Source organism: Chryseobacterium pennae, from assembly GCF_003385515.1.
GTDB classification, from domain to species: Bacteria; Bacteroidota; Bacteroidia; order Flavobacteriales; family Weeksellaceae; genus Chryseobacterium; species Chryseobacterium pennae.
Map to the genome: position 1 here is coordinate 74,429 of NZ_QNVT01000026.1, position 22,486 is coordinate 96,914.

The 22,486-nt window shown below is 34.9% G+C and carries 21 protein-coding genes, 1 tRNA gene and 1 pseudogene; 15 read left to right on the forward strand and 8 right to left on the reverse strand.

Going from position 1 to position 22,486, the window contains the following annotated elements:
- Positions 1-3: 3 nt before the first annotated feature.
- A complete protein-coding gene (locus tag DRF65_RS21785) occupies positions 4-477 on the reverse strand; it encodes a hypothetical protein (protein WP_115972846.1) in 474 nt (157 codons plus the stop codon).
- A gap of 20 nt (positions 478-497) precedes the next feature.
- Positions 498-818 carry a DUF4870 domain-containing protein gene (locus DRF65_RS21790; RefSeq protein ID WP_115972847.1) on the reverse strand — a complete coding sequence of 107 codons (321 nt, stop codon included), beginning with the start codon at positions 816-818 and terminating at the stop codon, positions 498-500.
- Positions 819-1,057: 239 nt separating this feature from the next.
- On the opposite strand from DRF65_RS21790, the gene DRF65_RS21795 reads away from it, so the two are divergent.
- From DRF65_RS21795 to gwsS, 5 genes are all read left to right on the forward strand, one after another.
- On the forward strand, positions 1,058-2,905 hold the full coding sequence (locus DRF65_RS21795; protein WP_115972848.1) for a helix-turn-helix transcriptional regulator: 1,848 nt from the start codon (positions 1,058-1,060) through the stop codon (positions 2,903-2,905).
- Positions 2,906-3,486: 581 nt separating this feature from the next.
- A complete protein-coding gene (locus DRF65_RS21800; protein ID WP_115972849.1) occupies positions 3,487-3,684 on the forward strand; it encodes a hypothetical protein in 198 nt (65 codons plus the stop codon).
- An 82-nt stretch (positions 3,685-3,766) separates the two neighbouring features.
- Positions 3,767-4,675, forward strand: coding sequence for a hypothetical protein (locus tag DRF65_RS21805; protein WP_115972850.1), 909 nt, complete (start codon positions 3,767-3,769; stop codon positions 4,673-4,675).
- Positions 4,676-4,687: 12 nt separating this feature from the next.
- Positions 4,688-5,590 carry a grasp-with-spasm system ATP-grasp peptide maturase gene (gene gwsG / locus DRF65_RS21810; RefSeq protein ID WP_115972851.1) on the forward strand — a complete coding sequence of 301 codons (903 nt, stop codon included), beginning with the start codon at positions 4,688-4,690 and terminating at the stop codon, positions 5,588-5,590.
- Between the two features lie 175 nt (positions 5,591-5,765).
- Positions 5,766-6,845: a grasp-with-spasm system SPASM domain peptide maturase gene (gene gwsS / locus DRF65_RS21820; protein ID WP_115972853.1), complete on the forward strand. Its 1,080-nt coding sequence runs from the start codon at positions 5,766-5,768 to the stop codon at positions 6,843-6,845.
- A 53-nt stretch (positions 6,846-6,898) separates the two neighbouring features.
- On the opposite strand, the gene DRF65_RS21825 is transcribed toward gwsS, so the two are convergent.
- From DRF65_RS21825 to DRF65_RS21835, 3 genes are all read right to left on the reverse strand, one after another.
- Positions 6,899-7,276: a hypothetical protein gene (locus DRF65_RS21825; protein ID WP_115972854.1), complete on the reverse strand. Its 378-nt coding sequence runs from the start codon at positions 7,274-7,276 to the stop codon at positions 6,899-6,901.
- Between the two features lie 69 nt (positions 7,277-7,345).
- Positions 7,346-7,816 (reverse strand): Lrp/AsnC family transcriptional regulator, encoded by a 471-nt coding sequence (locus tag DRF65_RS21830; RefSeq protein WP_115972855.1) that lies wholly within the window; start codon positions 7,814-7,816, stop codon positions 7,346-7,348.
- 134 nt (positions 7,817-7,950) lie between these two features.
- Complete coding sequence (locus DRF65_RS21835; protein WP_115972856.1) at positions 7,951-12,753, reverse strand: translocation/assembly module TamB domain-containing protein; 4,803 nt, start codon at positions 12,751-12,753, stop codon at positions 7,951-7,953.
- 4 nt (positions 12,754-12,757) lie between these two features.
- Here DRF65_RS21835 and tsaD point away from each other — a divergent pair, with 4 nt between their 5' ends.
- Genes tsaD through DRF65_RS21850 form a run of 3 tightly spaced genes read left to right on the forward strand, consistent with a single transcriptional unit; the run spans position 12,758 to position 14,858 of the window.
- Positions 12,758-13,774, forward strand: coding sequence for a tRNA (adenosine(37)-N6)-threonylcarbamoyltransferase complex transferase subunit TsaD (gene tsaD, locus DRF65_RS21840; RefSeq protein ID WP_115972857.1), 1,017 nt, complete (start codon positions 12,758-12,760; stop codon positions 13,772-13,774).
- Complete coding sequence (locus tag DRF65_RS21845) at positions 13,771-14,166, forward strand: hypothetical protein (RefSeq protein WP_115972858.1); 396 nt, start codon at positions 13,771-13,773, stop codon at positions 14,164-14,166. Before tsaD ends, DRF65_RS21845 begins: the two co-directional genes overlap by 4 nt.
- Positions 14,163-14,858 (forward strand): RsmE family RNA methyltransferase, encoded by a 696-nt coding sequence (locus DRF65_RS21850; RefSeq protein WP_115972859.1) that lies wholly within the window; start codon positions 14,163-14,165, stop codon positions 14,856-14,858. The genes DRF65_RS21845 and DRF65_RS21850 overlap by 4 nt, the downstream gene beginning before the upstream one ends.
- A gap of 70 nt (positions 14,859-14,928) precedes the next feature.
- On the opposite strand, the gene DRF65_RS21855 is transcribed toward DRF65_RS21850, so the two are convergent.
- Positions 14,929-15,603 (reverse strand): TrmH family RNA methyltransferase, encoded by a 675-nt coding sequence (locus DRF65_RS21855; RefSeq protein ID WP_228438878.1) that lies wholly within the window; start codon positions 15,601-15,603, stop codon positions 14,929-14,931.
- Between the two features lie 164 nt (positions 15,604-15,767).
- Between DRF65_RS21855 and DRF65_RS21860 the strand changes: the two genes are divergently transcribed.
- From DRF65_RS21860 to DRF65_RS21890, 7 genes are all read left to right on the forward strand, one after another.
- Positions 15,768-16,796, forward strand: a complete 1,029-nt coding sequence (locus DRF65_RS21860) for an asparaginase (RefSeq protein WP_115972861.1) — start codon at positions 15,768-15,770, stop codon at positions 16,794-16,796.
- Positions 16,797-16,842: 46 nt separating this feature from the next.
- A tRNA-Ser gene (locus DRF65_RS21865) sits at positions 16,843-16,929 on the forward strand.
- Between the two features lie 268 nt (positions 16,930-17,197).
- Positions 17,198-18,586, forward strand: coding sequence for a site-specific integrase (locus tag DRF65_RS21870; RefSeq protein WP_115972862.1), 1,389 nt, complete (start codon positions 17,198-17,200; stop codon positions 18,584-18,586).
- 563 nt (positions 18,587-19,149) lie between these two features.
- A complete protein-coding gene (locus DRF65_RS21875; protein WP_115972863.1) occupies positions 19,150-19,416 on the forward strand; it encodes a transposase in 267 nt (88 codons plus the stop codon).
- Positions 19,417-19,594: 178 nt separating this feature from the next.
- Positions 19,595-19,918 (forward strand): IS3 family transposase, encoded by a 324-nt coding sequence (locus DRF65_RS21880; RefSeq protein WP_262511440.1) that lies wholly within the window; start codon positions 19,595-19,597, stop codon positions 19,916-19,918.
- Between the two features lie 91 nt (positions 19,919-20,009).
- Entirely contained in the window at positions 20,010-20,171 is a 162-nt protein-coding gene (locus tag DRF65_RS29300) for an integrase core domain-containing protein (protein ID WP_394337825.1), read from the forward strand.
- 56 nt (positions 20,172-20,227) lie between these two features.
- A complete protein-coding gene (locus tag DRF65_RS21890) occupies positions 20,228-21,373 on the forward strand; it encodes an IS481 family transposase (RefSeq protein WP_115972865.1) in 1,146 nt (381 codons plus the stop codon).
- 280 nt (positions 21,374-21,653) lie between these two features.
- On the opposite strand, the gene DRF65_RS28595 is transcribed toward DRF65_RS21890, so the two are convergent.
- Positions 21,654-21,815 (reverse strand): hypothetical protein, encoded by a 162-nt coding sequence (locus DRF65_RS28595; protein ID WP_165852291.1) that lies wholly within the window; start codon positions 21,813-21,815, stop codon positions 21,654-21,656.
- Positions 21,816-22,004: 189 nt separating this feature from the next.
- Positions 22,005-22,112: pseudogene (locus tag DRF65_RS29305) on the reverse strand (hypothetical protein); the annotation flags it as partial.
- Between the last annotated feature and the right edge of the window lie 374 nt (positions 22,113-22,486).

Sequence of the window (22,486 nt, forward strand, 5' to 3'; positions counted from 1 at the left end):
AAATTAAATAAGTGTTCTGTTGTATTTTTTATTAAGGTCTTCCAGCTCATTTACTACTTCCTGCATGGTTCTCTTACTGAAGGATTGAGATATGACCGGACGCTTAAAATGGGATATATTTTTGAAATTACCATATAGATAACAACCTAAAGGAATCATACTCAAACCGATGGTCTGCAGTTCAAATCCTTCAAAATCATTAAGATCATAAGTAAATTTCCTACGTACCAACCCTGTATTGACAACTGTCAGAACTTGTGAAGCAGGATCAAAATAAATTTTAGGGGGAATAAAGGAAATAATGGTTAGTAAAAGTGAAAATACCAACATTCCGATTCCTGTCTTGAGATAACTGGTATTCACAATCACAATGATAGAAATCAATACCCAGATCACTACTATCAGATGTTGTAATGATATGTACTGCTTCACCTGATAGCCTGCTCCTTCCCTTTTTAGATGCTTGAATCCTTCCATTGATGTAAGTTTTTCAGATTCTATCCGATAAACGAAAATTTATCTTCAACAATTTTTCCGATTAACGGCAAAGGTTTTTCAACTTCATTGGCTGCATTAATGGCTCCAATAATCATCAGTACTAATGGTAATAATCCTATTACTCCCAAAATACCGAGATGAGTAACCGAAATTAAAATACCAAGAATTACTGGCAGAATAAGAGAAAGAATAGCTGCTCCTAAAGACTGCTTAAGATGATATTTTAAAAAGCTGTCTGGTTTTTCTTTTCCTAATACAAAAGAGATCAGCCATCCTATAATGGTGATGTATGATACGATAGATAATGTCTTGTTGTCCATAATAAAGTTTTTTAATTAATATTTTTTTGATTTTTTACTGCCTCAAAATTGTGACAGGAAAGCATATCTCCAATTTTCTATATTACTACAAAACAACTTCAACTCAAAGAAGGGGTGTCTACAAAGCGTCTACAGAACACTATAACAAACTATTTAACAACTATTTAAATAAAGACTACAATTTCTTTTTTTTACTTTTAATCAGTGATCAGTCTTTGCAATTTTTGTACTTTCACCTCATGAAACGGCAGTTCACTTTTTTATATTTCATATTCTTTATCTGTATTTTTTGCCCGGCTCAAAATACATACATTGATGGGCTTAAGAACCAGTTGAAGAGCAATACTTCTGCTGAGGAAAAATTTAAAATATACAATGAACTTACAGAATATTACAGAGTCAGTGATCAGTATTCTACTGCTGAAAAATACATTCAGGAACAATTAAAACTGGCCAAAAGTGAGCGTAATTATACTGAAGAAGTAAAAGCTCTGGTTCAGAATGGAATCATTAAACTTAATCAATCTGAATATGATAAGGTTCCAAATCTCATTGATGCTGCTTATGCAACTGCCCAAAAATCAAATGATAAAACGGCCTCCCTCTATGCTGCTTATCTGAATATTTATTATAATAATACCTTGGGAGAGTCTGAAAATACCATTAAACTTATTCAGAAAATTCTTCCGGAAGTTGAAAAGCGCCCTTCAGAGATTCTTTTGAATGCTAAACTCAATTATCTCCTATATGGTATTCACTCTGAATGGAATGATGCAAAAAATGCAACCCTATATGCTCAAAAGGCAGTAGAACTAGCCCAAAATTCAGGGAATAAGAACATGTTGAGTTCAGCCTATTCTGCTATGGCAGTCTGCTATTATTTTCCCTATGAAAAAACCGGCGATCTAAAGGATTTAAAACGTGTAACAGATATGTGTAAAAAAGCTGTTGCTCTTTATCATGAATTTCCGGGACAGGTTTCTGCTCATGCTCATGCTCTGGCATTATTAAATCTTGCCAATTATTATCTGAGCTATCCGGTCATTACGCCGGAAATCCGTAAGGAAATTCAGGATGATGCAGCTGAAATCCTCAAACTCACTCAACATACGACTTTAAACCAAGGTATCCAGGCCGGAGCATTAGGAATTCTGAGCAATCTTGCAGCACGTGATCACGATGATGCATTATCAGAACAGTATCTTTTAAAATCTGAGCAAATCTTACTCACACAGCAACCTGTATACTATCACGTCATGATTAATATAGTTACTGACCTTTCTAAGCTGTATGTAAAACAGAAAAATTATCAAAAGGCCTATGAATACCAGGCTAAAGTAACAAAATACAGTAATCTGCTGTATAACGAAGGACAGGCAGAGACCGCAAAAAGACTGGAAGCCCAGTTTCAGTCCCAGAAAAAAGAGACCGAACTGAAAGCTCTTACAGAAAAAACAGCAAGCCTTAAGAAAGAGAAGTTCCTGTATATAGGACTTGTAATAATAGGACTGATAGGAACATTTTTTATGTTCCGTTCTTATCATTATAAATTACGCTACTCTATTGTAAGGGAAAAAAAGCTGAATACTGAAAAATACAAAGCTGAAATGCGGGTAAAACTTCAGGAAGAGGAACAGGCCAGACTAAAAGCTGAGCAGGAACTTCTTACCTTACAACAACAAAAACTTCAAAGTGAAGTTCTGGCCAGTCAGTTGCATATTCAGCATAAAAATGAGGTGCTTCAACAGCTTCAGACCCAGCTTTCGGATACAGATATCAATATCAACCAGGTGGTGAAAGAACAAAACCGGGTAGATAATGATTTTGAAAAGATCAGGTTTACCATCCAGGAATTACATCCTGACTTCTTCAAAAACATCAATGAAAAGGCTAAACAGAAGTTAACACCATTGGATTTGAAATACTGCGCTTATATCTACCTTGGGATGGATACAAAACAAATTGCCAATCTCCTAAACGTGGAACCTAAGAGTGTAAGAATGACTAAATACCGTTTAAAAAAGAAATTTGGACTGGATGAAAATATGGCCTTGAATACTTTCTTTCAAGGCGTATTTTCAGCTTAAAACCATCGGTGTATTTTTTAGCGGAAAATAGACGTATTATTTGACACTGTTTATATACAAAAATTTAGCAGCTCACACATTCAAAATATATCTCCATTATTGCCCCATAAAGACATCATTTTTTCAAAAATACTCCTCAAACTACTATTTAATATCTATCCGGTTAAAAAAATTAGATACAACTTGTATCTAATATGTAATTTATGTACAATAGAAAATAATTCATGCTTTTCAGCTTCACTATCCTGATTCCATTTTCTTTTCTCACAACAAAACTTTATCCTTTTTTTTATTTTCCATCAACTTGTTAAATCACACTCAAATTGAATGTAATAAATCATGTACAATTACTTCAATAACTGTACATTTTACGGGTTTCCGTAATAAAATATTACAAAATAAACACAAATTTAATCACCATTAAGTGATGTAATTATTTTTAGTTTTGAACCATCGACGTTGATAAAACATTCTGTATTTGGATTGTATATGTACAGTACATATTTAAACATCAGAATGAATCACCCAATGCCAGGGATCATATGGCAGACTATTTTATTTAACAAACAAAAACTCTTAAAATGAAAAAATTAGTTGGAATGAAGAGAAATTTCTCTTCTTTAGAAAACAGAAAACTGAATAACTCAAAGGTTATATTTGGTGGCGGAACAAATACTAGAACCACTTCAGAAACAGGAGCAAACGGAAATCCTGGCAATACTGGTGATACCAAATTATATAATGACGGGGAGCTCGTTGCTACGTTAGAAATAGATTAATTAATATATGGAGGGAGACTCTCCCTCCATATTCTTGACAAACTAACAGGCAATCAACATAAACCGGTCAAAATATAAGAGAATGAATTATATAAAAAATATTTTTATACTCATTGTTGTCTTATTATTCTTTTCCTGCCGGACTAGAAAAGTAAATTATATAGACTATTACCATAAATTATATGCCATTGATAGCAGCTTTAGAGTAAATAAAGATACACTATCAACCATTAAACAGTATAAAAAATTATTTAGGAAATATCCTTTGTTTCAACAAAATGAAAGACTTAAGGAATATGAAACTTATATTAAGCTTTCTGATAAATTCAATAAAAACTTTGGTGGAAAAAAAAGTCTTTACAGGCTTATAACACAGGTTGCTCCCTATTGGAAATATAAAAAAGCAGATCCGGATTTTTTCAAACTTTATAAAAAGTATGGAATTGATAGCATTCAGATAGAACAGGAAGTGATACAATGGAAAAAAAGCCTTAATAAAGAATTAGTAGATTCTTTCAGTATTGCATTTAACAGAGATCAATATAATCATCGTATTGGCCCAATCGTTAGTATTAACGATAGGAAGAATGCAGATCTATTAGTTTGGACTTTAAAAAAAAATAGATTTCCCTCAATTCAGAAAATTGGTCTGTATGGGAATAACGGCGTTTTTATGCCAATGGGACTACTATTCAACCATATGGCAGGTTATGAACATTATGAATACTTTAAAACAATGCTATTAGAATATGTAAAGTCCGTTGAATGTACTCCTAGAGATTACATGGAAATGGTTGACAAACATCAATATATTAATCATCTGGAAACTCAATACGGTATATTCGTACATTATTCTACACCCGATTTTAATGCATCAGATTCTGCAAGGATAAACCGTAACCGTAAAGCAATAGGTTTTCCAAGCCTTAAACAATCTGCTAACATTACAAAAGACTTTCAAAAGCTCAATAACCGGAAGGTTTCAAAATAGAATAAAGCACCTATGATACTGATCATTTCGCAAAATAATGAAGCTACTACAAATGAAGTTATCAGATATCTGATGATCATGAAGAAAAAATTTATCCGTATTCATGAAGATGAGGTATTTGAAATCAGAACACATAAAAAGAGGATATTCTTACAAAGCCTTACCAATCGTTTTTTTCTTGATGAAATTAACAGTGTATGGTATAGAAGAGGTAAATTAAATTTTAACCGTTTAAAATATAGTAATCCTTCAATTAACCTTGATATGTACGAAACACAGCACTGGCTTGAAGATTACGTCAGAATGACTCTTGAATCAAAAAAACATATCAACAAAGAAAGCACATGCCATATTAACAAGCTTACTGTGCTTGAAAGGGCCAAAGACTTTGGTTTTGATGTTCCTGAATATTTTCTCGCTGAAAATACCGAAGAAGTAGAGATTAATAAAACGATCGTAAAAACTATAGGGGGAAATGTTATGTTGGAGGAAATCAAAAAGGACTACGGTGGTTTTATGTATACCTCAATTGTTGAAAAAGAGGAAAAAAATGATTTTTTCATTACTTTTTTTCAGGAAAAAATTGAAAAAGATTTTGAAATCAGAACTTTTTATTTGAATACAAAGTGCTGGTCCATGGCAATTTTCTCACAAAATGACCAACAAACAAAAATAGATTTCCGAAAGTATAATGATAAGAAACCTAATAGAAATGTTCCCTATCAGCTTCCAAAACACATTGAAGAAAAGATCAATCTGTTGATGCAATCCTTAGATCTCAATTGTGGTTCAATAGACTTTATCAAAAAAGAAAACAAATTTTATTTTCTGGAAATAAATCCCATAGGACAGTTCCTGGGATTATCAAATATCTGTAACTATCAATTGGAAAGAAAAATAGCTGAATATTTATGAGAAATTTATACAAAGAAAAAAATAAACTGCCACTCACCTTCCAGTATATGGATATCTTCAAAATCACGAATTCTGCTAAGCTAGATAGCAATTCATTTTATTATTCAATATGTAAAAAATACCAAACTGATTATTATCTCAGGGAAAAACCTTGTAAACCACTCTCCAGACTGCTATGAAATATTTTACCTTATTTAGTAATATTCTGATTACAAAAGGAGCCAACAGGATACTGATTTCAGATCTCCAGAGAAATGCTTCAGAATTATATCCTCTGGAATTTTATGACCTTATTGAACAGTTGAAAAAGAATTCCATTGAAGAAATTCTGGAAACATATAATGATGAATCTCAAGATATTGTTAAGGAATATGTAGAGATTCTTTTAAACAATGAATACGGTTTTATTACAGAGAATGACCGGGATGGTAATTTTCCGGCCTTATCTCACCAATATAGCGAGCCTAATAGTATTAATAACCTCTTTATCGAGATGGCAGATATCAGGCTTTTAAACAGGCTTAAAGACTCTGTAGAAAATCTTGAGATCAGGCATATGGTAATTTATAGTTCAAGATCATTAACATTAGAGGAGATTATTAACATAGACCGTACATTTAGCTCATCTGCCCTTAAGGGAATAGAAATCATTTCTCCTTTTCACTCAGCAATAGATCGGTTATTCATACAGAAACTGAACCATAGCACAGAAAGAATTTACAATCTTATTTTCTATCTGTGTACGCAGAAGCCTTTTAAAATAAAAGATGAATTCAGGTTCAGTCTGAACTTTGTAAAGGAACCTCTAAAAATATCATCCTGCGGAAAAGTGGATATGAAATACTTCAATACCAATCTTCCCAAGGTTCTGGAAGCCATTAATCATAATTCCTGCCTGTATAAAAAAATGGGAATAGATCAGGAAGGAAACATTAAAAACTGTCCTTTAATGGCTGAAAGCTTTGGAAACATTCAGAAGATAAGCCTTGAGGATGCTTTACTTCAACCTGGTTTCAAAAGATACTGGGATATAACCAAAGACGCCATAGAAGGCTGCAAAGACTGCGAATTCAGGTATATCTGCACAGATTGCAGGGCTTATACAGAACGGTCTCATTATACACAGGAAAACAGGGATATTTCGAAGCCGTTAAAATGTGGCTATAATCCTTATACCAACGAATGGAAAGACTGGAGTAAAAATCCGTTGAAGCAGAAAACCATTCAATATTATGGGATCCGGAAAACAAAATAGCTTTTAAACATGGTTTAAAAGCTATTTTGTTATGTAGAAATAAGAAAAAACTCTTATTTAAAAAACTTCCATTTCGGAATAATGGCCAGCATACCAAAACCTGTAAAAAGGAAAAGGTTTGTAACATCCGTATACAAAAATGTAGACAGGTAATAGTTGTGCATAAAAAAATGCATGACCAAAAGCGCCGGGAACATAATAATTCCGACTTTTCTATAGAAGAACATCAGGACCAATCCTATCATCATCAATGCATCAATTGAAAAGATAATATAAAAGTACCACCTTGGGATATCAAGGTATTCATGCTGAAGGTACTCATCAACATCAATTCCCAATCCCATTACTGTAAACAACATCAAGGCTGCAAATGCCAGTACAAATCCCCATCCTTTCTTCGGATCTTCGTCAAAATAGCTGTATTCTTCCATAGGTACAAAAATAAAGAACTTATGAGAGATTTCATAAGTTCTTTTATAGTTATTCGTTTAAAATTTGAATTAAATAGAGATCGCGTTGATCAGTCTATTTTTGTCACTCAAGAATTCTTCCATAGAGATCATACTTTCAGTTCTCATTACGTCCTGAATGTCGTCAATCTGATAGATAATTCTCTTAGCATCATCCGTGTTTTTAGCTCTTACTTTACAGAAAATATTATATTTTCCAGAAATAACGCTAGCTTCAATTACGTTAGGAATAGTTGACAATTCTTTCAATACTTCCTGAGTACGGTTTGATTTTGTCAAAAGGATCCCGATGAAAGCTGTAAAGTGATAGTCCAGCTTACCATAATCGATGCTTAGAGATGATCCCAAAATAATACCTGCATCTTCCATCTTTTTCACTCTTACGTGAATTGTCCCAGCAGAAACATCCATCTGCTTAGCAATTTCTGTAAAAGGCATTCTTGTGTTTTCTACTAAGAAATCAAGAATCTTCTTGTCTATTTCGTCCAGTTGATAGTTCATATTAGTTAAATTACAATTTCTTTAAAAAATCTATGTATTTTTTGCAAATTTACGAAAAATAATTTAACTAAAAAAAATATATCAAACATTAACAATAATTAACACGGATGATAAAAATCATTAAAATATTCCGATTATTTAGCATTTGATTTTATAGAATCTGTTTTTATTTCAGTTTTCTGTTCAGTCACTTTTTTGTCTTTTTTCTTCTTTTTAAACAAAGAATTGAAGCTTTTGCTCCACATGACCCCTACTCCATAGGCTTGATTTGCAGCTCCGTTCGTACTGATCATTCCGATGTTTGTTGGCTTAGAATACCCTCTTACCACCAAAGTACCATCATTCTTTTTAGACAAATCATATTCTATAGACCCTTCTCCTGAAAGATAATTATTCTGTGCTCCGGTAGCACTTGCATCTGTTTTTGACAACGGAATTCCCAATCCTGTCTTTATATTCATCCTTGGCGAAAGGGCAACACTTACCCCTGCATTGGCCCTATCTCCGATATTTGAGTTCTGATCACCTTTCACATAATTCAGGTCAATCTGGAATTCATTACTCATTGTATTAAGAACCGATCCCAGCTGTTTCAGAAGCATATTATATCCTTGTGATTCTGCAACGTTACCCATATTCACTTCTACTCCACCACTATTGGATACGTTAAAGGTACTCAATAGAAGAACGGAACCAAACTGAAGTACTTTTTCCCCTTCCTGGCTCATTTTTGCCGCTAAAGTTTCTCTTACCTGGCTGGAAACATCCATTGCTGTAACATTCAGCTCTACTTTAGGATCTATCAATGATTCGGTAATATTAGCCTGAAGCAAAACACTGATAGGCTGCAGTTTTCCTAAGCTCAGATATTCCCCTACATTGGAAACCATTCTTACATAGTTAGCCGTGATATCCAGTCCTGGTTTCATAGCGTCACCATCCCATCTGATGCTGCTGTTTTTCTGAATCTGAAAGGTTTTATTAAGAATCGCCTTTGAAATAAATGTTCCGTTATCTACCTTATAAGTACCGTTCATGGCAATATTTCCCTGTCTGTTCATCTGGAACTTCAAAGGTTCTGCAACTCCTTTTACAGTAATACTTCCCACATCATCTCCAATAAGAACATTTACAGTGGTTCCTTTATCTACAGCCAGATTGAAATCAATATTCATGTTGGCACCAGTCTTTTTCTTATCTTCCAAGGTTATCAACCCATCTTTTCCTTCTTTCAGGAATCTCAGCATCTTGAATTCTTCAACATTTGAAGTGGAACCTGAATTAAAGGTAAAAGTACTTCCGTTAAGAGCCTTCATATTAGGTGTCGTTATGCTCAATCCTGATACCGGTCCATCCACATAAAGATCTCCCTGTCCGTAAACCCTTCCCCAGAAAAGGTCGAAATCTTTTTGAGAGCTATTCAGCATCAACAGGTTATCAGCCCTCATTACAAGAGATACCCCCATTGAAGACAGGGTCTCAAACTGAATCGCTCCAGAAATATTTCCTTTGGAATTGGATCTCCCGTCATGAACTTCAATATTATTGAGAATTGCAAGCCCTTTGGTTAATTGGATCACGGTATCATCAAATGAATAGTCTACCCCTGTAAACAGAAGTTTTAATCCAAAACCTTTCAAAGCAATATCACCATTGTAATCAAGGTTATTAAGCTTTCCGTTAATCTTAAGATCGCCGGTTGCTTTCCCTCTGAGGTTTCCAAAAATAGTATGAACAAACTGTTGGGTAAATGAAAGGTCAAAATCACGCATTTCAGCAGTAAGATCAATATCAGGAGAAGCTGTATTATTATTAACAGTACCCGTAAGATTTAAACTGTTATTCCCCAATATACCTGCAGAATGAACTTTTACATCAATATCATAAACGTTGAGTGAGAATCCGTTGGTAGCAGAAATTGAGATATCACCCATGTCATTACCATTCATTTTGATATCATCCACCGTAACGTCTACAAGAGGCTGCAAAGTATTCTTATCCATTTTGATCTTTACAGTTCCGTTAGCCAGACCTTTTATATCCATTCCATTTCCACCCGACTGCATTTCCAGGAGTTTCTCTATTGCAAAATCGTTGATATCAGCATCTACATAGAAGTCTTTAGCAGATTTAAATTGGGCTTCTTTTATAAACAAAGCACTCTTATCTGAATAGATCCTCAGATTTCTGATATCAAAATCGCCTGTCTGTTTTCTGTAGGTAATGGAATGATTCAGCTCCGGACTGGTATCAATAGCCCAGGAAACTTCATTGAATTTAACTTCAGTAGGTTCAAACCTGAAAACATAATCACCGGCTGCATCTGTAGACTGATCTACATTAATGGCATATTCTTTAAGCTTTTCATTAATTTCATCATCCGGGCTTCCATGCTTAAATAGGGTAGCCAGATGAAGGGTATTTCCGTTTTCGTTATTCCCTTTAAGTTCGAAATCTTTAATAATATTTTTATTGTACTCCAACCTATTGATCCTTGCATACACCTGCTGAGCAAGATTCGCAGTATTGATCCTTACTTTAACACTGTCTACCATAGCACTGTCTCTGCTGAGGCTCTTTCTGCCATTGATCTGGTAGTTAGGATTGGAAGCTGCCAAAGCTTTATCAGCATCGGTAATTTCCTCTTCTTTGGTCATAATATATTTCAGCGCAGTGGCATCAAGGTTCAGGATCAGGTTATTTGAATTTCCATCATACTCTCCTTCTACCAAAGCTCCGTGAGGAAGCTTCAGATCAGGTAAAAAATAATTAACCAGTCCCTGCTGAACATCAAATTTCATTGCAAAATTCTGATCTCTGTATAATTTTCTTGGTGGTGGCCCCACAAGAATTCTTCCCACTCCGTTTTCTACCATTCCTACAAGATCTGCAAGATTATATTTACCCGAGATTTTTCCGGTAGCAGCTCCAGGAGCATCTACATCTATTACACGTCCTCCTGCTTCAACAAAAGTTTTTAATTTTGCAGCTGGGATACTGTATTTCTGAGTAGCAGTTGCAAAGTGAAGATTATTGGCATTAACGTCAAGTGTAAGATCATTAATGGATGACATAGACATTTTACCTTCTACCTGGCCGCTTACAATCTGACTTCCAGGTTTATTGGTAAAATAATTCATATTCAATTGGGTAACATCAGCATTTACATCCATCATAATTTTTGATGTACTGAAATCTATTAATCCTTTGATGGTTGCTTTTGCCTGCTCATCATTTACCGTAATCAGCCCGTTGTATTTTTTATGATCCAATAAGCCGTCCAGATAAAGATTATTGATCACCTTATCCATTATTTCAATGCTGGAAATCTGAGATTTGGTGGTAAGACGCATTGTATTGACATCGAAACTTTGTCCGTTAAGATCAAAATTACCGGAAATCAATCCTACCGATTTATTTTTTGTAATAACAGACGTATTAAGGTCTTTTACCTCAAGACGACCGGAATACTTTGGCATCGCTGTGCTGTATCCCGTTAAAGAAAGCTTAGAAATTTTTGCCTGTCCTATTCCCGTCATTAAGTTTCCGTTGTCAACATAAATCTGATCAGGATTTACTTTTGCCGTTCCGTTATATTTCAGTTTTCCGAAATCATCTGCAAAATTCTTCATCTTGCTGGAGATAAAAGTAGGCATCATAGCCTTCAGATCTTTATAAGTAAAGTCTGTAGAAAGGTCTTTTGTTTCAATGGAAAAGTGTCCTTTCAGCAGATTATCAACCTTCATCGTTTTGGTGGCAATATTCACATCAGGATTCCGGATCAGAAAGTTCTCTAAATGAAATTTATTTAAAGGACCGGTCATTTTTCCTGAAAGGTTGAATGGCTTGATATTATCCCAGTTTGTAACAAAATAGCTGATATCATATCCGCTCATCTGGCTTCCCTGTGCAATATTCATATCCCAGCGAACCTTATCTTCAAAATCTGCCCATGAACCATCATGAAGATTAAATTTAATATCTCCCTGAAGTAAAGTATGATCTGTATTTAAAGTAAGGTCTTTTAAGGACAAAAACTGCTTGGTTAAAGACAGCTCTGTTGAAAAGGTGTCTACCGTATGGGATTTCCCCCATCTGGTAGTTACAAAAGACATATTATTAATAAGCGCCGAAATATTAGGTCCGTTCACCTTAACATTGGGTGCTTTTAAATTAAAGTTCGTTGCAGTAAGCCATTTTCCGTGATCTCCGGAAGAATTTTCATTAACAATAGAAACTTTGGAATCCAGGATCTGAATTCTGGAATTCAGCTGAAAAGGCGGTTTGTTTGGATTTCTTTTTTTACCATCATCAAAAAGGTCGACAAATCTGATAAAATTAGAAATACTGTCTCCTTTATAGGTAATCACTTTTACATCTGCATTCACAAGCTTCAGGGAATTAAAGCTTAAAGAATTACTGTTTCCTGAAATAGCATTCACCGCAAGAGAGATCCAGTCTGAATCAGCATAAAACTCGCGGGCTTTGATAAACTCGAGTCCTTTATAATCTTTTACTTTTAATCCTTTTATGGTAACATCTCCGAAATAGTTCACCTCTACACTTTCAGTAGAAAATTCAGACTTGAAATCATTGTTTACCAATTTTAAAGCCTGATCTGCAGCCCATTGTTTAGTTACCGGAAGATTGACTGTAATAAGAACTCCTGCAACAAGAACGATACCCAGCCAAAAAAGAATAAGCAAAAGCTTTGCCCACCAGGTGTAGCTGGTGACATCTTTCATAGCCTGTTTTCCAAACTCCTCTGCTGTTTCTACAGGATGATTGATAGCGTCTGAAGCCAGTTCAGATGCTTCTTTTACAGTCTCCCGTACCTTTTCCTCCACATTTTCAACAGTCTTCTGTACCTGATCCCCTAGGTTTTCAGTTACTGATTTTTTATTCTCATTCTCGTTATTATTCTCTAACTTTGCCATTATTATGAGCGACTCTATAATTTTAGGTATTGAATCGTCTTGCGACGACACCTCAGCAGCTATCATCAAGGGGAATTCTATTCTTTCAAACATTGCTGCGAATCAGACCATCCATCAAGAATATGGAGGTGTGGTTCCTGAATTGGCTTCGCGAGCCCATCAACAAAACATTATTCCCGTTGTTGAAAAATCTTTTACGAAAGCAAATATACAACAAAATGCAATCTCTGCTATAGGATTTACACGCGGCCCCGGACTTTTGGGATCACTTCTTGTAGGAACATCATTTGCTAAGTCTCTGGCTATGAGTCTTAATGTTCCGTTAATTGAAGTTAATCACCTTCAAGCTCACATTCTGGCCCATTTCATCGAGGATGCAAATCCTGTGCCGCCTACTTTTCCATTTCTATGTCTTACCGTAAGTGGAGGTCACACCATGATCGTACTGGTAAAAGACTATTTTGACATGGAGATTATCGGAAAAACCATTGATGATGCCGCCGGAGAAGCCTTTGACAAAATCGGAAAAATCTTTGATCTGGATTATCCTGCCGGTCCTATTATCGACAGACTTGCCAAAGAAGGAAGTCCCAATGCTTTTACATTCAACAAACCCAAACTGGAAAATTATGACTATTCTTTCAGTGGTATAAAAACTTCCGTTTTATATTTCATTCAGAAAGAAGTCAGAAAAAATCCTGAGTTCATTAAGGAAAACCTCAACGATCTTTGTGCTTCCGTACAAAAATGTATTATTGAAATCCTGATGAACAAACTTGAAAAAGCAGCTAAAGATCTTGAGGTGAAAGAAGTAGCTATTGCAGGTGGGGTTTCTGCCAATTCTGCACTAAGAAAGGCAATGGAAGACAATAAAGAAAAATTAGACTGGAATATCTACATTCCAAAATTTGAATACACTACCGATAATGCAGCCATGATTGCTATGGTAGCACAGCTGAAGTTCGAAAGAGGTGAATTTACAGATTTGAAAACTACTGCGACCGCAAAATATGACTTATGAAAATACTCTTAGAAGAAAAAGTACTGGGAACGCATTCTAAAAAGAACTCAAAATATTATTGGGTATTAGAAACCATTACAGGAAAAATTGAAAATCCGGAAGACGCTATGGATTATTTTCCGGCAAGCTCTGAAAAAGGATATATTCAGGATGTAAAAGAGGAGATTCTTGAAACAATAAATTCAGAAGAAGTTTTCAGCTTTCCCTATACACCAAAAGAAGGTGATTATTTATCTATAAAAAATAACTTAAGAAAGCAGGAATATTTAAATCTGATTTTTATTAATAATAAGTGGATAGAAGAAATATTCATGTGTACTTACCGTGAATGTGATACAGATATTTACACGACTATAAAAACAGGAGTTGCATTCTTAACTCAGGATATATGAAATTATTTTACGGAGAAATAGAAGGTAAAAAAGTAATCATCAACGACGAGGAACAGCAGCATATTGTAAAAGTTCTTCGTATGAAGCAGGGAGAGGAAATTTATGTAACGGACGGAAATGGAGCGTTAGCTTCAGGAAAACTCGTTATAGAAGGAAAGAAAGCCGCTATTGATGTATCTGAAATTAAAGAGAACCTAAAGGATTTCAATCCGAAACTTCATATTGCCATTGCTCCTACTAAAAATATTGACCGTATCGAATTTTTTGTGGAAAAAGCTGTAGAAATGGGTATTTCAGAAATCAGCATTATTATTACAGAAAAAACGGAACGTAAAAATATTAATATTGATAAGATCAGAAAACAGGCTGTAGCTGCCTCTAAACAAAGTCTGAGATTTCATTTTCCGGTGATCAATGATCCGGTAAAGCTAACTGATTTTTTGAAGGATATTAATTCTGAAAATACTTTTGTAGCCCACTGCCATGAAAATCTTGAAAGAATGGAACTCAAAAGTATTCCTACAATGGAAGAGATTACTTTTTTAATTGGTCCTGAAGGTGATTTCTCTGAAAAGGAAATTGCATTTTTGGCCGAACAGAAAATTAAAGCGGTTTCATTAGGAAATCAAAGGTTAAGAACTGAAACGGCAGGCGTATTTGTAGCAGCGTGGAATTATTACAATATGATATAGGTAATGGATTTTTAATCTATCTATAAAAAATAAAGGAGGTTCAGCGACCTCCTTTTTATATTTTAACTGATTATTTCCAATCAATGTTATTTTCGTTCAGATACTTTTCAAAAATCTGCTGCCCGCTTCTTATAGAGTTTACTGTCCAAAGGATTTTCATTCTTAACAGTTTTTCTTCATCTAGTTTATAATCAATACCGGATTTTATCAGCTTCTGTTTCAATTCATACATACAGATTGAAGCTGCCACGGAAACATTAAAGCTTCTTGTAAAGCCATACATCGGAATCGCCAGTGTTTCATCGGCAAAATCCAGAATCTCCTGAGAAACTCCTTCCATTTCTGTCCCGAATACCAATGCCATAGGTTCCGTAATTTCATATTCGGGTAACATTTTAGCATTATTTTCCAGTGAAACCACTACAATTTTGTAGCCTCGGTCTTTAATTTCCTGAAAAGATTCCATATTACGTGGCATTTTTTCAACCTCAACCCAGGTATCTGCTCCTTTGGTAACCCGAAGATTGGGTTCAAAGCTATATTCTTCCTGCAAAGCCACTACTTTATGAAAACCACAGGCCTCTACAGAGCGCACAATGGCTGCTGCATTCCGGAACTGATAGATATCTTCCACCACCGGAAGTACAAAATCAGAACTTTCCTGGGAAAAATGTTCAATCTTTGATAATCTTTCTTCTGTTAAAAACTGTTTTAAATATTCATAAGTCTGTGCTAAATCTTTCATCTGCATTTAGTTATTTTTTCAATAGCTCTATATAAAGCCTATAATTACAATCTTATTCTTATAAAATTTAATCATAAGCCTTTATTCATTTTCAAATCTTTGCAAATTAACGTAATTTTGGGCTATGATCCTTAATCGGGATCATTCTTAATTAAAAATAATACATGAAACGAAAAGTCCTGCTCATCTATACCGGAGGAACCATCGGTATGGAAAAAGATTATGAAACCGGCAGTCTGCGTGCCTTTGATTTTGGTAATATCTTCGAAAAGATGCCTGAAATGAAGCTTATGGAATGTGAAGTTTTCGTACATCCTTTTGCCAAACCACTGGATTCTTCAGATATGGGACCTGAAGAATGGAGAGTAATCGCCAATTATATCCTGAAGAACTATAATGACTATGACGGTTTCCTGATCCTTCATGGGACGGATACGATGTCTTATACCGCTTCTGCTCTAAGTTTCATGCTAAAAGGTTTAAGAAAGCCTGTAATCATGACTGGTTCACAACTTCCAATTGGTGATCTGAGAACCGATGCCAAGGAAAACCTTCTGACAAGTCTGTATTATGCAAGTCTGTATGAAAATGATGAAGCAGTCATTCAGGAGGTTGCCATCTATTTCGAATATAAACTTCTGAGAGGAAACAGAACACTGAAGTATTCTGCCGAATATTTTGATGCATATGCAAGTCCGAACTACCCTATTCTTGGGCAATCCGGAGTTCATTTAAATATTCTCAAAGACAATCTTTTCCGTTGTGATCCTGAGATTGAATTTCATGTTGACGAATATATCTCTGAGGATGTTCTGTTCTGGAGAATTTTTCCGGGAATGCATCTGAGTCACTTCAGAGAAATTCCTAAAATGAAGGTCCTGATCCTACAGGTTTTCGGTTCGGGAACCATTTTCAGCAGTGAAAAGACTCAGGAAACTCTTCAGGAGATCAGAAATAACGGTACAGAGATCGTAGTAGTAAGTCAATGTATCTCTGGTGGAATTTCGTTTGGCAAGTATGAGAACAGTAATATCTTCTCAAGGATCGGAGCGATCAGTGGAAGAGATATGACAGCAGAAACGGCCATCACAAAAGCTATGCACCTGATAGACAATCCTAATTACTCCGGAAGCTTCGCGGATAACTTTACCCAAAGCCTTTGTGGAGAAATTACGGCTGAAAAAATGCAGTAAAAAATTTGGTATTTAAAGAAAATATCCTATTTTTGCAATCTCAAATAGAGAGGTGTCCGAGTGGTTGAAGGAGCTACCCTGGAAAGGTAGTATGCGGGTAACTGTATCGAGGGTTCGAATCCCTTCCTCTCTGCTAAGAAGGAAGCATAAAGCTTTCAAAATTGTCAAAACGCTTTAAAAGCCTGTAATTTCATAAAATTACAGGCTTTTTGATTTTCTTGCGTATTCGCAAAATTTTTAAAAACACTCGTAATTTTTATTGCAAAATCATGGCAGTTATCAAACTCAAAAAAAAACTGCCACAAAAAGCCTATAAAACACTGTATATCAACATGTAAAACTCATTAACGACTTGATTTAGATACAACATAATTCGATATTTATTAATTAAAAATTGTGTTATGATTGAAAAAAGTTTTGGTGTAATGTTTTTTTTGAAAACACCTGAGAAAAAAGAGAATTCGAGAATCCTGTATCTAAGGATAACTGTTGATGGAGTTCCAAAAGAAACATCAACAAAGAGAAGATGGGATGTTACTCGATGGAATCAAAAAACCGGACGAGCAACCGGTAGTAAAGAAGATGCAAAGTCATTGAATTATTATATAGATTCAATAAGTACTAGAATTTCCAATTATAGAACTAAATTAATCAACGACGATCAAACCATCACTTCACAAAGACTTATTGACTTTGTAAAAGGAAATAACGTTTCAAAAGCTAAAGTTCTAGAGGAGTTCCTAGAACATAATTTAGAAATACTTTCATTGGTCAAAAAGAAGGAATATGCAATGGGTACTTACGAAAGATATAGTATTGCTCGATCCCATGTAGCTAAATTCATAAAGTTTAAATATAAGAGAGAAGATCTCGAATTCAGAGAATTAAATTTTGATTTTGTCAAAGATTATGAACTTTACTTGAAAACGGTCAGAAATTGCGCAAATAATACGGCACTTAAATATATTTCCAATCTCAAAACAATTGTTCTTAGGGCAATCGCAAAAGATATTATTCCTAAAGATCCTTTTAAGCTTTTTAAAAGGAAAAAAATTAAATGCAACAAACAACCGCTATCTACAGCCGAACTCCACCGGCTTGAAAATAAAGTATTTTCCTCCGATAGACTATCTTTAATTAGAGATATATTCGTATTTCAGTGCTATACCGGATTGGCCTATATTGATGCATATCAGTTAAGACCCAATGACATTAAAGAGGGCATAGATGGCAGTTTATGGATTATGTCCAATCGCCAGAAAACAGAATCAAAGACAGACATCCCCCTTTTACCAAAGGCAATTGAAATTATGGAGAGATATAAATATCATCCTTTGTGCATTACAAGAGGAGCTGTCCTACCAGTAAAGTCTAATCAAAAAATGAATGAATATCTTAAAGAAATAGCCATACTTTGTGAATTAACTGGCACTCTCAACACTCACAAAGCTAGAAGAACCTTTGGTAGTACTGTAACCCTTAAAAACGGTGTTCCAATCCATATTGTCAAAGAAATGATGGGGCATCACTCTGTAAAGCAAACAGAAGAATATGCTATTACTGAGCAAGAATCAATAGGTATCGAAATGAAACAATTAAAAGAAAGGCTTAGTAAAAACGACAATAATGATAAAAATGAAAATCCAATGCATTTATTACTAAAGCTTCAGCACGAGGTGGCGGTTTTAAGCCAACAACAAGTGCGAAATGATAACGAGCTACCACAGGAAGAGTTGAGAACAATTACAAGAAGATTAGATTCCATTAAAGAAATACTGCTAACGAAATAATCTCTAGATAAGAGTATTTAACTAGAATCTTCCAATAAGTCCACTTTACAAAAACTCCTGAATTACGCTTGTGGTTTGGGAGTTTTAGCAATATCCCCTTTTTAACAGAATTGGCAAATTGCAACAGTGGTCTTAAATTCTTGTACCACAGAATTGCATTTTGAAAATTAAAGGCAAAGTCATCACACAATGTTTATTGCATCCAGCCCAAATTCATAAATAGAAAGAATTTTGGAATGTCATTGTACTTATCAATAAATGGTGAGTTTTACACTCCATATCAAATGTTCAATCTTCTTTTTAGCGAGAATGGTTACTTTTCGATACAGAATTTCGAATTCTTTGTTTATCAGTGGTTCACGATAATAAAGGGCCAATGTGGTAACAGTTATTATCACACCCTAACAAACTGAAACAAAGATATTTAAAAATTTTAAATTGTCAAAAAAAATATTTTCCAAAAGAGGATTTTTGGCTTCTTATTTGGACGAGATTTTTGTCGGGATGTAATCTTCCCCAAAAAGAGGATCATTTAAAAATATAGTTTTTAAATTTGGAAGACTATGAAAAACAGTAAATTTTCAGAAGTTAAGAGTATTAAGATTCTATCTAGACAAAATCAAGGTAAGACCGTAAATGAGATTTGTCGTGAACACGGCATTAGCCAGCCGACATTTTACAAATGGAAGAGTAAATATGGAGGTTTGGATATTCAGCAACTTTCCAAAATGAAGGAACTTGAGAAAAAACTTTCGCAATACAAAAAAATTGTGGCGGAACTTACCTTGGAAAATGTGGTGATGAAAGATGTGATTGCAAAAAAGCTTTAACACCTTTCGAGAAGCGGGAACTGGTTGCTTATTCCGGATCAGAACACGGGATCAGCACTCGGAATGCGTGTAAACTTTTCATCCTAAAGAGTTCGGTATTTTATTACAAAAAGAAAAAAAACAATGAAGATGATAAAATCCGTGAGGAACTGGTTTTGCTCGCAGGACAGCATCATACCTGGGATTTTGGACGATGCACCACCGCTTGAGAAATTTGGGTTTTGGATGGAATCACAAGCGGGTTTATAGAATTTACAAATCAATGAAACTGAATCTGAGAAGCAAACGAAAGAAACGGCTTCCGGCGAGTTTTAAAGAATCATTGCTTCGTTCTGTTTATCCCAATGTAACGTGGAGTATGGATTTTATGCACGATACTTTGGAGAATGGTAAAAGCATGAGAAGTCTTAATATCATTGATGATTTTAACAGAGAAATCTTCAATATTACTATTGATAATAGTTTGCCATCGACAAGAGTGGTTTTGCAACTGGAACATTAATCGACTGGCGTGGAAAACCATAAAAAATAAGAGTGGATAACGGTCTTGAGTTTATTGCAAAAAAATTAAAGATTGGTGCGTCAAGAATGAAATAGTTCTTCATTATATTCAGCCCGGAAAACCAACGCAAAACTCTCTGATAGAAAGATTCAACAGGACTTTTCGGACAGAATTTTTGGATGTTTATCTTTTTGAAAACATCAGGCAGATGGGAAATTATTCAGAAATCTGGATGTATAATAATGTGAAGTAGTCAAGACTTAATCTGACAGTTGCGATAAATTAACAACTGTAAAATAGATTAGAGTTATGACAACACAAGAAAAAATCATCAAGAACAAACTGGGTGTTTTAGAACTTGCCCAGCATCTAGGAAATGTATCAAGAGCCTGTAAAGTAATGGGCTATTCCAGAGACAGCTTTTATAGATTCAAAGAATTGTATGATCAAGGAGGCGAGCTTGCACTGCAAGAACTTTCTAGAAGAAAGCCTATATTAAAGAACCGAGTAGAAGAGCATATTGAAAAAGCTGTTGTCGATCTAGCTATAGACCAGCCTGCTTTAGGTCAATTACGTGTTTCTAATGAGCTGAAAAAGCAAGGCATATTAATATCTCCTGGAGGAGTTAGGAGTATATGGATGAGGCATGATCTGCAGACCTTCAAGCTCAGATTAAAAGCCTTAGAGGCAAAGTCTGCACAGGAAGGTATTGTTTTAACGGAAGCTCAGCTTGTAGCTCTAGAAAGAGCTAAAGAAGAGAAAAAGGCACACGGTGAGATAGAAACTCATCATCCCGGATATCTAGGTGCTCAGGATACATACTATGTCGGGAATATTAAGGGAGTTGGACATATATATCAGCAAACTTTCATTGATACCTATTCCAAAGTCGCTTTTACAAAGCTGTATGATCGTAAGAATGCATTAGTTGCTGCAGATATGCTAAATGATCAGGTCGTACCATTTTTCGAGCAACATGACTTAAGGTTGTTAAGGATATTGACAGATCGAGGAACGGAATACTGCGGGGTAAGAGACCAGCATGAATATCAGCTCTATCTAGCCATCGAAGATATAGATCATACAAAAACCAAAGCAAAAAGTCCTCAAACAAATGGTATTTGCGAACGTTTCCATCGTACTATTCAGGACGAGTTTTATGCAGTTGCATTCAGAAAGAAAGTATACCGAAGCATTCAGGAACTCCAAAACGACCTTGATCGTTGGATGACTTACTATAATCAGGATCGTACCCATACAGGAAAGTACTGCTTTGGAAAGACACCTATGCAGACCTTCAATGATACAATTAATTTGGCAAAAGAAAAGATGCTGGAGACACTAAAAGAAAATCAACTTGTTACTTATCCGGTGCAAGAAAATAAGCAACAAGTTGAATCTATAGATTTTGCGGAAACATTACTATATTCGAATAGGCAATCTGACAATTTTTAAAAACAACCAACTGTCAGATCAAGTAGTGGCTATTACAAATAATGAGCGACCCCATAAGGCTCTGCAATACCTCACGCCTAGAGATTTTTTATTGAAATATGGAAAGCTCAATCCTATAAACCAAATGAGTTTCCCACATTTTCAACAAAATTTTAACATCAACAACAAGAAATTATTATTAACCGAAACTCTACTTTTGAGTGTACCTAGGTTAGGGAAGTTTACAATCAGTTTGGCAACAAAAGGGCGAGAAGATCTTATTCCTTTTGATCCAGTTCCCTTACAATCCGGGGGCTTCCATATCTGCCACGGCTCCAATGATAGATACTGAAGATCTCCGCAGATAAAACAGCTCTTCTTTCTGATCGCATAGTAGGTTTTCTTTTCTTCCAATGATAGAAACTGCTCCTGCCATCACACATCTTCCCGCCAGGAAAAACACTAGCGTTTTCTTTGATAAATTTATATCTTATCCGTCTCTCTTGGAGAAGATGCCTACCGCCTTTTTTAAGATGTCACGCTCAAGCTTTGTTTCTTCAAGTTCCTTGCGAAGCCTCAGTAAATCTTCTCTTATAGGATCGGAGGAAATTTGTTTTTCCTTGGTAAGCTTACCTTCTTTGTCAAGCTTTCTTCAATTGCCTAGACTTTCTTTGCAAATACCCAATTCTTGAGCCACCAAGGATACATTGCCTCGCTGTTCACTTAATGATACTGCTTGGATCTTAAACTCTAAACTGTAATTTTTTCTTTTTCATACTCTTAAAGCTAAACAGTATAAGAATTGTGTCCTAACAAAGTTAGCAACTCCAATTTACAGCTATCACAAATGTACAACTTATTTGGACTGTAATTTACAGTGGTTAACACTAGTTAACACTAGTTAACACTAGTTAGTAGTCGATTAACAATTTAGCTTATAGGACTTCTTTAAGTTTGCATATCCAAATTAATCAAAAATGTATTAGTAAATAGTTAGATAATGATTATAAAATTATTAAGGTTCCTATAATCTAAAAAAAATGAAAATGAAAAGTAATTTGATTACTCTATTTTACCTTTTAATATTCATCTTTTTTATTAGTTGCGAAAAATCCTTTACAGAAGAATTAAATG